Here is a 10,886-nt window from a genome sequence, read left to right as displayed (position 1 = left end):
CGACCCGGCCCCCGCCGACGCCGTACGCGCCCTGGTCCGCGAGGCACGGCTGACCGGGGCGGGCCTGGTCTGCGCGCCGCTGGACGCGGTGTCCCGCGAACACCCGCACCTGCTCCGGCTGCTGACCGCGACCCCGGTACCGACGGTGATGGTGGGCCGGGTGCCGTGGGACGCCTCCTGGTCCGCGGTGCCGCCGCTGCTCCTGCACGCTCCCCGGGTGGAGCCCTCCGCGCGCGGCGCCCTGTGGCGCGAGGCGTACCGGCGCACGGCAGCGGGCCCGGTTCCCGCCGGCGTCGACCCGGACCACCTCCTCGCCCCGTTCCTCCTCACCCCGGAGCAGGTCACCGGTGCCGCCCGCAGCGCCGCCCAGACGGCCCGGCTCGACGGCGGCACCCTCACCCCCGACCACGTGCGCCGGGGCGCCCGCGCGCAGAACGCGGCCGGTCTCGACCGCCTCGCCCGCCGCATCGAACCCGCGGTGACCTGGGACGACCTGGTCCTGCCGCCCGACACCCACGCCCAGCTCCGCGAACTCACCGCACGCGCCCGGCACCGCGACCGGGTCCTGGGGGAGTGGGCGATGCGGCCGGGTGGCGGCCGCGGGCGCGGCGTCTCGGCGCTCTTCGCGGGGGACTCCGGCACGGGCAAGACCATGTCCGCCGAGGTCATCGCGGCCGACCTGGGCCTCGACCTCTACACGGTCGACCTGGCGACGGTCATCGACAAGTACGTCGGCGAGACGGAGAAGAACCTGGAACGCATCTTCACGGAGGCGGCGGGGGTCAACGGGGTGCTCCTCTTCGACGAGGCGGACGCGATCTTCGGCAAACGCTCGGACGTCAAGGACGCGCACGACCGCTACGCGAACGTGGAGAGCGCCTACCTCCTCCAGCGCATGGAATCCTTCGACGGCCTGGCCATCCTCGCCACCAACCTCCGCGCCAACCTGGACGACGCCTTCACCCGCCGCCTCGACCTGGTCATCGACTTCCCCGTCCCCGACCCGGACCAGCGCCTGGTGCTCTGGGACCGCTGCCTGGGCCCGTCCCTCCCGCGCGCGGCGGACCTGGACCTCCCCTTCTGCGCCGAGAACTTCGAGCTGGCGGGCGGCAACATCCGCTCGATCGCGGTGACGGCGGCGTATCTGGCGGCGGACACAGGGGGCGCGGTGACGATGGCGACGCTGATCCACGCCGTCCAGCGCGAGTACCAGAAGCTGGGCCGCCTCACGCTGGCTTCGGAGTTCGGGCCGTACCTGGACCTGCTGACTCCGGACGGGCTGACGGGCTGACCGCCTGACGGGCTCTCAGTCGGGCGTGCCGGTGCGGTGTCGCCCTTGCGCGGAGGGGGCATCGGCGCCACCGTGGTCGGAGCCGGGCGGCCGACGACCGGCTGGACCGATGCCTACGGTGACGGGAGCCGCTGTGACCGCGTTGTCTGTTCTGCCCGAGGGAGTCCTGCCCCACTCGCTGTACGGCGAGGGCCCGCACAAGGTGATCGCCGTACACGGCTGGTTCGCCGACCGCTCCGCGTACGATCCGGTGGTGCGGGACCTCGACCACTCCTCGTTCCAGTACGCGGTCGCCGACCTGCGCGGATACGGCGAGGCGAAGGGTGTGACCGGCTCGTACACGACGGCCGAGGGCGCCGCGGACGTGCTCGCTCTGGCGGACCGGCTGGGCTGGGAGCGCTTCTCGCTGATCGGCCACTCCATGGGCGGCGCCGTCATCCAGCGTACGCTGGCCGCGGCCCCGCACCGGGTACGCAGGCTCGTCGGCATCTCGCCGGTCCCCGCGTCCGGCCTGCCGCTGTCGCCCGAGCAGTGGGAGCTGTTCTCCGGTGCGGCGGCCAGCCCGGACAACCGTCGGGCGATCCTGGACTTCACCACCGGCGGCCGGCGCCCGGCGGCCTGGCTGGACCGCATGGTGCGGCGCTCGATGCGGTGCAGCGACGACAAGGCGTTCCGGGCCTGGCTGGACTCCTGGGCGGGCGAGGCCTTCCACGACCGGATCGCCGGATCGCCGGTCGAGGCCCTGGCGGTCGTGGGCGCGCTCGATCCGGCGCTCTCTTCCGAGGTGCAGCGGGAGACCTGGATGCGCTGGTTCCCGCGCGGCGAACTGGTCGAACTGCCCACCTGCGGCCACTACGCGATGGACGAGGCGCCGCTCGACCTGATCCGGGTGGTGGAGGACTTCCTGCGGGCGGACGCGGGGGAGGCGGGGGAGGCAGGGGACGGGGCGGACGCGGGGGACGGCGAGGCGACGGCGTGAGCGGGCCCGTCCCGCCGGAGGCCGTTCCCGACGTCTTCGACCCCCGGCAGTACGCCCTCGGCGTCCCCCACGACCGCTACCGCCTGCTCCGCGACCACCGGCCGGTCGCGTGGCAGGAGGAGCACGAGGTGCTGGGCTGGCCGGCGGGCCCCGGCTTCTGGGCGGTCACCCGGCACGCGGACGTGGTCCGGGTGCTGCGGGACTCCTCGGCTTACTCCTCGTACCTCGGGGCCACCCAGATCCGCGACCCCGACCCGGAGGACCTGCCGTTCATCCGCCGCATGATGCTCAATCAGGACCCGCCGCACCACCGGCGGCTGCGCGTCCTGGTGAGCCGCGCCTTCACCCCGGGGCGCATCGGCCGCTTCGAGGCCGTCGTCCGCGAACGGGCCCGCGCGCTGCTGACCCGCGCGGTGGCCGGGGCGCGGGCCGGTGACGGCACCTGCGACCTCGTCGCCGAGGTGACCGACGACTACGCGCTGCTCAACCTCACGGACCTGCTGGGCATCCCGGCCTCCGACCGCGGACTGCTCCTCCACTGGACGCGCCGCGTCATCGGCTACCAGGACCCGGACGAAGCGGGCTCCCCGCAGCCGGACCCCGGCACCGCACCGGTCAACCCGCGTTCCCCGGCGGCCCTGCGCGACATGTTCGACTACGCCCACGCCCTGGCGGCCCACAAACGCCTGCACCCCGCCGACGACGTGATGACCGCGCTGGCCACGGACCCGGAACTGACGGCGCGCGAACTCGAGATGTTCTTCTTCTTGCTCGTCGTCGCGGGCAACGACACGGTACGCAGCGCCGCGCCGGGCGGCATGCACCTCCTGGCCACGCACCCGGAGGCGTACCAGCGGCTGCACGCGGGCGAGGCCGGCATGGCCACGGCCGTGGACGAACTCCTGCGCCGCCACCCGCCGGTCCTCACGTTCCGCCGCACCGCCGTCCGGGACACCACGCTCTCGGGTACGCGCATCTGCGCCGGCGACAAGGTCGTCGTCTTCCACGCCTCGGCCAACCACGACGAACGGGTCTTCCCCGACCCCTTCACCCTGGACCTGACCCGCTCCCCGAATCCCCACGTCTCCTTCGGCGACGGCCCCCACGTATGCCTGGGCGCCCACTTCGCCCGCCTCCAACTGACCACCCTGTACGAGGAGATGCGCACGGCCCTACCCCCGGGCACCTTCGACATCGCAACCCCACCGCCCCGCCTCCTGTCGAACTTCATCAACGGCCTGAAGTCACTGCGGGTGCGCGTGGCCGACGACTGACGTAGGAATGCGCTGTCTCGTTCCGGCGTCGCTGTTCGGGCGTATGGGGAGTACCGCTTTGATACGGCGGTTCACTCCACTGACAGGAGGCGGAGTTCGCCGTCCTCGCCGTCCTGCATGTACACCTCGGGGCATGCTTCGACGAGTTCGATGAGCGTGATACGGAAATTCTCCGGAGTGATTCTGGTTTGGAATCCTGTCAGAGCATCCAAGGTGGGTTCAAGTGCATCCCCGTACACCGGGTAGACGGTCAACCCCTCTCCGCTCGGAGAGGTGAGCGAGAACGTCAGCTCTCTCCGCTCGAAGTCTTGCTCGACTTCAAGCAGCATCTGTCCGTTGTCGTACTCAAGTGCTGCCCGGCCGAGCCTCTCCGCCCCCGCCGCCATCTTCCACCCGGCAGACTTGAGCCGGTCAATGATGTGGTTTCTGTCTTGCTCGTGCAGATCCTCTTCCATCATTCTTTAATTGCCTTTCTTTATTCCGGCCTTCTGTAGGTATTCCTCTACTTTTGCGTACTCGTTCTGCAGGTTGTTCTGGTCCTGGGCGGACAGGTTCTCCTGTGGATCGCCCAGTAACTTTTCAGCCACTATCTGCTTGAGGGCGAGAGCCTCCATCTTGAAGCCCCGATCGCGTAGCGATTTCAGGACGGAGATGGCTATGGGTTCGCCTTCGTTTGCGTATGCACTGACGATGCGTATGCGGAAAGTGACGTCGTATCCCTTTCCCTTCATCTCCTCCTTAAACTCTTCCAGTGCAGGTCCGCACTCCTGGCACGGTCGTCGGGTCAGTGACAGTTGCAGGGTGTACGAACCCTTCGCGAGATCGCCGGTGAAATAGCGATTTCGTAGGATTCTTATCATTATTTGTTCTGCGTGGTGTGCGGTCCCGGTGTCGTCGGGTCCGGATTTGCGCCCGACCAGGAACTTCCCGAGGTTTTCCGTCTCGCCGGCCGGGTTGGTTGCATGGACGATGCAGGCCGTGCGCCCGAAGTTCAGCTGAAGGTCAGAAACCCTGAAGACGAGAACCCGGCGCAGGGGAGAGGCTCGGATGAATACGTCGAAATCGCCGGGCGAGTTCTTCTGCCCGGAAAGCTCCAGACGCTTGAGTCCGTGGCTCTTGTAGCGTGCATAGATCGAGTTGGCGGCGGCAGCAGCGGTTTCGGTGTTCGGACTGCCGTCCAAAGCGCTTTTCAGCTCTTTGGTGACCTCGGCGCCCGTGTCCGGTTTCTTTTTTTGCTGCTCGGTCTGTTTGCTCTCTTTTCGTCTCCCCTTCCACAGTGCCTTGCCCTTTTTGGCTATGAAGTTCACGATCTTGTCGATCGCTCGGTTCACCGGGCGGGATACCGCGTGGAAGACGGATTTCACCTTGGCGGCCAGGCCGCCTATTCCCAGGAGGGAGGCCAGGAAGCCGATCAGGAGGGGGATGCTTGCGGCCAGGGCGGTTTCGACCATCTTGGGGACGCCTGCTTTGCCGCCGTTGGCTATGGCTATTACCGCGTCCAGTACCGAGTTGACGAATTCGATGATCTGGGAGCCCTGGTTCACCACGAAGGTGACGATGTCGATGATTCCCTTGACCGCGCGGACGAACGCGGAAGCGGGGTTCAGGAGGGAGAGGATCCAGGTGATGCCGGCGATGATCACCGTCGGGATCAGGTACGTCGTCAGCTTTTCCAGGATCGTGGACTTGAGGTCGCCCGCCTCTTCCTGGATTTCCTTGACCGCGCCCGCCGGGCCCTCGCGGGCGATGTTCTGGGCGACCGGGACCGAGGATTCGACCGCGGTCATCGCCTCGTCGGGGACGCCCTTGCGGGTCACGCGGGCCCGGATGTTGGCCCAGGTCAGGCCCAGCAGCGAGCCGATGAGCTGGATGATCCCCTTCATGTCGAACCGCTGCGGGAGTTCGAGGCCCGCCTTCACCGCGGTGCCGAGCAGCCAGGACACGAGGCCGGTCTTCAGGTGGTCGGCGATATTCGTGACGAAGAGGTTGAGGCCCGCACCGACGGCCGACACCAGGTTGCCCAGGAAGCCGATGGGGTCCTTGATGATCTTCATGATGGCGCCGGCCGCCTTGGCGAGGATGCCGAGCAGCAGGTTCTTCAGCTCGTTGATCGTCTTTATCGCGCCGACGATCGCGTCCTTCGCCTTGTCTATCAGCCCCTTATTGGCCTCCTGGAGCTTCTTGATTTCCTCGTCGACCTTGTTCAGTGCGGCCGTGTATTTCTGGGCGAGGTCCTGGACCAGCTGGTCCGACTTCTCGTTGACCGTTGCTTCCAGGTCGTCGAATTTGCCGGCGAAGTCCTTCGCCGCCTCTTCGCCGAATTGCCGCAGATCGGCGGGGAGTCTGTCGACCTCCGCCTTCAGCTCGCCCCGCCCCTTGGCGATCCGCGCCTTCGCCTTGCCCAGCTCGGTGCCGATGATGTCGGCGACCGACGAGATGACCGTCTGCATCCGGGCGACGTAGAGCTTGCGCGCCTCCTGGTAGAGGCTGTTCGCCTCCTCCGGGAGACCGGCGAACTTGTCCTTCACCCACCGGGCCTTGCCGGTCCAGCCGGAGTACCGCTTGTCCTTGTACTTCTTCATCCGGCGCTTGTGGTCCGCCGTGAAGGCGTCCCGCGCCGCCTTCTCACCGGAGGTGAACGCGGCGTCGACCTTCTTGTCGAGTCCGGACAGCGTCGCCTCGACGTCCTTCTTCGTGCCGTCGTAGACCTTCTGCAGCTTCGCCGTGACCTCGGCGCGCTTCTTCTCGTCCTTCGACTTCGCCTCGCCCTTGCCGCCGTCCACCTGCTGCCCGGCCTGCGCACGGGTGGCGGTCAGTGAACTCATCGCGGCGGCGCCCGAGGCCGCCGCGCCCGCCTTCGCGGCCGACAGCTGCTGGTTCTCGGCCGTCCTGCCCTTCGCGGGGGCCTTCGCGGAGTCCGCCTCGGCGGTCTTCTTCGCGGCCAGCGCCTCGTTGAACTCCGGCTCGTTGCCCTTGGCGAGCTGCTCCTCGGTGACCTCCGCGTCGGCCATCGCCTTGTCGTTCTGCGCGGGCCCCTCGGAGAAGTCGGTGACCGACGCCGGCTGTTTCTGGGGGATCGCGGCCGCCGCCGAGGGTGCCCCCGGATTGCCGGGCGGCCGGTCCGGGGTGAGCGGGGTGACGGGCTTGTCCTTGGCGGCGGAGGTGTCCGGCGGGGCCTTCGTCGCGGTGTCGATGTCCTTGGCCGACGCCTCCTTGCCGTCCGTGACCTTGCCGTCGACCTCGGCCTTGACCCGCTCCGCCTTGCCGGACCCGGAGAACTTGTCGGCCTCGTCCAGGTTCTTCGGCGCCTGGGACTCGATCGCCTTGTTCACCGCGTCGATGAACGCCTTCTTGTCGAACTCGCCCGGCTTCGCGGCGTTCATCTTCTCCGCGTTGGCCGCCTTGCCCTGCGCCTCCTTGTCGTCCGGAGGCGCGACGGCGGCATCCTGCGACGCCTTGGACTCGGCGGCGGCCGGCCGGTGCTGCGCCATCCGCTGCTTCTTCGCCGCGATGTCGGCCCGGACGCTCCGGAACCCGGGCGCCCCGGACGGAGGCGGCTTCACGGGGGCGGTGTAGCGCTGCGCGACCAGCCGGGAGACCGCCGCGTTGCCGGCCGCCCGCTGCAGCCGCTGCACGCTGCGGCGGTCCGGCACCACGGCGGCCGGGACCTGAGCCGGGGCCGGGCCGGAGACAGGGGCCGGGGCGGGCGTGGGAGCGGGGGCGGGGGCGGGGTACGTACGGGGGGTGCCGGCGCGGGACGGGGCGGCGGGGGTCTTGTCGGGAACCGCCTTCACCCGTGCCTCCCCCCAGCACAGCTCCGCCCGGACGTGATGGAATGCCAGGCTGCCCGGCGCCCCCGGCGGACGGTGAGCCCCGGCGGGTACCGCCGGGGGCACGGCGGCCCGGCGTACGTGGTGCCCCCGGCTTGCCTGATCGGGCAGCCGCCCGTGCACGCCGGGGCGGCCGACCATCCGTTCCCGGTGATCGCCGAAGTGGCGAGAATCGCCGGAGTTCCCCGGTCGCACGGCGGGCCACGCGAAGAACCCCGCGGCGGGCGGCGGAACGGGGTGGGAAGTACGCCGAGGAGCACGTCAAGGAGAGGCCCATATGCCGTCGTACCTGTCCCCGGGCGTCTATGTCGAAGAGGTCGAGTCCGGTTCCCGGCCGATCGAAGGGGTGGGCACGTCGGTCGCCGCCTTCGTGGGGTTCGCCCAGCGCGGCCCGTTCGACGAACCGACGCTGATCACGAACTGGAGCCAGTTCGTCAGCACCTTCGGCGACTTCGTCGACGGCACCTACCTCGCCTCCAGCGTCTACGGCTTCTTCGCCAACGGCGGCGGCATCTGCTACGTCGTCCGCGTCGGCGACGGCTCGGACACGGTGGCCGGGGGCGCGGACGGCGGGCCGGCGGCCGGCTCCGAGGTCCAGGTCGGCCCGTACGCGGTGAAGCCCCGGGCGGGTGTGTCCGGTGAGATCAGCGTCGAGGTCGCGGCGGCGGAGGGCGACGACCCGCCCTCCGACGTGTTCCGGCTCATCGTCAAGCGCGACGGCCAGGTGGCGGAGACGTACCCGTCCGTGACCACCAAGCGCAGCAAGGAGAACGTCGCCACCCGCGTCAACGCCGAGTCGACGCTGATCGAGATACGCGAGTCGGGGCGCGGCGCCGCCCCCGCCCGGCCGGAGCCCCAGTCGGTGACCCTGGCCCCCGCGGCCCCGCCCGCCGGGAGCGGCGCGGCGCTCGCCCCCGAGGTGTACGTCGGCGACGCCGACCGCCGGACGGGGCTGGGCGGCCTGGAGGCCGTGGACGACGTCACCATGATCGCCGTACCGGACCTGATGAGCGCGTACGAACGCGGCCTGCTCGACCTGGAAGGGGTCGTGGCCGTACAGCAGGCGCTCATCGCCCACTGCGAGCTGATGGGTGACCGGGTCGCCGTCCTGGACCCGCCGCCCGGACTCTCACCGCAGCAGATCCGCGCCTGGCGCACCGACCGGGCCAACTACGACTCCAAGCACGCCACGCTGTACTACCCCTGGATCAGCGTCGCCGACCCGGCGTCCGGACGCGCCACCCTCGTACCGCCCAGCGGGCACGTCGCCGGGATCTGGGCGCGCAACGACGACTCGCGCGGCGTGCACAAGGCACCGGCCAACGAGGTGGTGCGCGGGGCCGTGGCGTTGCAGACGCAGCTCACCAAGGGCGAGCACGACCTGCTCAACCCGATCGGGCTGAACTGCATCCGCTCCTTCCCCGGCCGCGGCATCCGGGTCTGGGGCGCCCGCACCCTGTCCTCCGACCCGGCCTGGCGCTACCTCAACGTGCGGCGACTCTTCAACTACCTGGAGGAGTCGATCCTCGCCGGCACCCAGTGGGTCGTCTTCGAACCCAACGACGACGCCCTGTGGGCCCGTATCCGCCGTACCGTCTCCGCGTTCCTGGTCAACGAGTGGCGCAAGGGGTCGCTGTTCGGGCTCACCCCGGACGAGGCGTTCTACGTGAAGTGCGACCGGGAGACCAACCCGCCGGAGAGCGTGGACGCGGGACAGGTCGTGTGCGAGATCGGGGTCGCGCCCGTCAAACCGGCGGAGTTCGTCGTCTTCCGCCTCTCCCAGCTGACCGGCGGCACCGGCGGCGTCGACGAGTGACCCGCGCACACCGCCCCGCGGTGACCGGACCGTTCCCGTACCTGGTGTAAGGAGTCTGTGGTGCCACTTCCCGATCTCGACAGTTCCGTCGGGCACTCCTTCGGTCTCGAATTCGACAGCGTCGTCATCAAGCAGATCACCGAGGTCAGCGGTCTGAAGATGGAACAGGACGTCATCGAGCTGAAGCAGAACACGGCCGACGGCAAGTACGCCATCAAGAAGCTGCCGGGACGCCCCAAGGCCGGCGAGGTCACCGTCACGCGCGGCCTCACCGAGGACAACAGCTTCGAACGCTGGATCAAGGACTCCCGCTTCGGCCGCATGACGAGCGCCCGCCGCAACGGCGCGGTCATCGTGTACGACTACGAGGGCCTGCCCATCAAGCGCTACAAGCTCATCAACGCCTGGCCCAAGTCGCTGGAGATCGGCACGCTCAAGGCCGGTGACACCTCGGTGCTCACCGAGAAGCTGGCGATCACCTACGAGAGCATGGAGCTCGACTGATGCGGCGTTCGGTCCAGTTCCCCGCACCGCCGGACCGCGACCCCGGGACGGCCCGGCCGGAGCCGCTGCGCACGGAGTTCACCTTCGAGCTGCCGCGCGGCTACGTGGACGAGTCGGGCACCGTGCACCGGAGCGGGGTGATGCGGCTCGCGACCGCGCGGGACGAACTGGTGCCGCTGCGCGACGACCGGGTCCGGGAGAACTCCGCCTACTTGTCGGTGGTCCTGATCTCGCGGGTGGTGACGCGCATCGGCACCGTCGAGGACATCCACCCGGGGGTCATCGAGGACCTGTTCGCGTCCGACCTGGCGTTCCTCCAGGACTTCTACCGCCGGATCAACGCCGAGGGCCACACCCGCGCGGCGGTCACCTGCCCGTCCTGCGACGAGGAGTTCGCGGTGGATCTCGCCGGTGGTCGCCCGGGGGAATCGTGACGTACGCGGCCGACCTGCTCTACGAGGAGGTCGCGTACCTCGCCTACCACTTCCACTGGCCGCTCGACGACCTGCTGGACCTGGAACACCCCGAACGCCTGAAGTTCGTCGCACAGGTCGCCCGCCTCAACGGGCAGTAGCCGGGAGCACGGAGGAGGACGAGGAACCATGGGGCTGATGTCCTGGCTGCGCGGCGGCCGCTCCGCCGGTGCCCCGGCCCCGACGGCCCCGGACGGCGCACGGCGTCCCGACCGGGGCGACCGGGTCGACGTGCACCGGCTGGAGCCCGTCCAGCGATCCGTCACCGGCCAGGATCTGCTCGTCGACCCGACCGGGTTCGAGGCCGGGCTGACCACGCGACGGGAGACGGTGCTCGGAACGCCCCTCGGACACCTGGTGAGCCCGGAGGCCCCGGCCGGCCTGGTGCGCGGCGTCGCCGACACGGTGCCGGGGAACCCGCCGCCGGTCCAGCGGGCCGTAGAGATGCCGCTGCCGGCGGCACGGGCGGGGGTGCGGACGGTCGCGGTCCAGCGGGCGTACGCGGACGGCCTGCCGGACCTGACCTCCGCCGGCCCCGCCGGCGCGCCGGCCGGAATGCCGGTACGCCAACTGATCGGCGAGCAGCCCTTCCTCCCCACGACCGAACCGGCCGGCCCGGAGCCGGAACCGGGCACCTCCGGTTCGGGCTCCGTCGTCCCGGGGGCGGATGTGGCGGCTCCGGGGCCCGGCGAGGACTGCTCGCTGCTGGCCCCGCACGT

Annotated in this window: 9 protein-coding genes and 1 pseudogene; 8 read left to right on the top strand and 2 right to left on the bottom strand. The window is 70.0% G+C overall.

Annotated features, from left to right (window positions below; translation table 11 throughout):
- The 3 genes from MHW47_RS25385 to MHW47_RS25375 form a co-directional block, all read left to right on the top strand.
- Window positions 1–1,291, top strand: a 1,291-nt coding sequence (locus MHW47_RS25385; protein ID WP_239226092.1) for an ATP-binding protein, incomplete at its 5' end; no start/stop codon positions are given.
- A 151-nt stretch (window positions 1,292–1,442) separates the two neighbouring features.
- Window positions 1,443–2,270 carry an alpha/beta fold hydrolase gene (locus MHW47_RS25380; RefSeq protein ID WP_239226093.1) on the top strand — a complete coding sequence of 276 codons (828 nt, stop codon included), beginning with the start codon at window positions 1,443–1,445 and terminating at the stop codon, window positions 2,268–2,270.
- Window positions 2,267–3,544 carry a cytochrome P450 gene (locus MHW47_RS25375; protein WP_239226091.1) on the top strand — a complete coding sequence of 426 codons (1,278 nt, stop codon included), beginning with the start codon at window positions 2,267–2,269 and terminating at the stop codon, window positions 3,542–3,544. Before MHW47_RS25380 ends, MHW47_RS25375 begins: the two co-directional genes overlap by 4 nt.
- 71 nt (window positions 3,545–3,615) lie before the next feature.
- On the opposite strand, the gene MHW47_RS25370 is transcribed toward MHW47_RS25375, so the two are convergent.
- Together MHW47_RS25370 and MHW47_RS25365 are read right to left on the bottom strand one after the other, a co-directional pair.
- Window positions 3,616–4,002, bottom strand: coding sequence for a hypothetical protein (locus tag MHW47_RS25370; RefSeq protein WP_239226090.1), 387 nt, complete (start codon window positions 4,000–4,002; stop codon window positions 3,616–3,618).
- Between the two features lie 3 nt (window positions 4,003–4,005).
- The gene (locus MHW47_RS25365) at window positions 4,006–7,338 is read right to left on the bottom strand and encodes a hypothetical protein (RefSeq protein ID WP_308381714.1); all 3,333 of its coding nucleotides are present in this window, start codon (window positions 7,336–7,338) and stop codon (window positions 4,006–4,008) included.
- A gap of 313 nt (window positions 7,339–7,651) precedes the next feature.
- Between MHW47_RS25365 and MHW47_RS25360 the strand changes: the two genes are divergently transcribed.
- The 5 genes and pseudogenes from MHW47_RS25360 to MHW47_RS25340 all read left to right on the top strand — a co-directional run.
- The gene (locus MHW47_RS25360) at window positions 7,652–9,190 is read left to right on the top strand and encodes a phage tail sheath subtilisin-like domain-containing protein (RefSeq protein WP_239226088.1); all 1,539 of its coding nucleotides are present in this window, start codon (window positions 7,652–7,654) and stop codon (window positions 9,188–9,190) included.
- A gap of 60 nt (window positions 9,191–9,250) precedes the next feature.
- Entirely contained in the window at window positions 9,251–9,694 is a 444-nt protein-coding gene (locus tag MHW47_RS25355) for a phage tail protein (protein ID WP_143616868.1), read from the top strand.
- Window positions 9,694–10,128, top strand: coding sequence for a hypothetical protein (locus MHW47_RS25350; RefSeq protein WP_239226087.1), 435 nt, complete (start codon window positions 9,694–9,696; stop codon window positions 10,126–10,128). Before MHW47_RS25355 ends, MHW47_RS25350 begins: the two co-directional genes overlap by 1 nt.
- The gene (locus tag MHW47_RS25345) at window positions 10,125–10,268 is read left to right on the top strand and encodes a DUF6760 family protein (RefSeq protein WP_018099790.1); all 144 of its coding nucleotides are present in this window, start codon (window positions 10,125–10,127) and stop codon (window positions 10,266–10,268) included. Before MHW47_RS25350 ends, MHW47_RS25345 begins: the two co-directional genes overlap by 4 nt.
- Window positions 10,269–10,296: 28 nt before the next feature.
- A pseudogene (locus MHW47_RS25340) lies at window positions 10,297–10,886 on the top strand (hypothetical protein); the annotation flags it as partial.

The organism is Streptomyces sp. OfavH-34-F, assembly GCF_022347745.1.
Taxonomy (GTDB): Bacteria; Actinomycetota; Actinomycetes; order Streptomycetales; family Streptomycetaceae; genus Streptomyces.
Note: the sequence above shows the minus strand (reverse complement) of the source record. Positions and strands in the feature narration are given on the sequence as shown.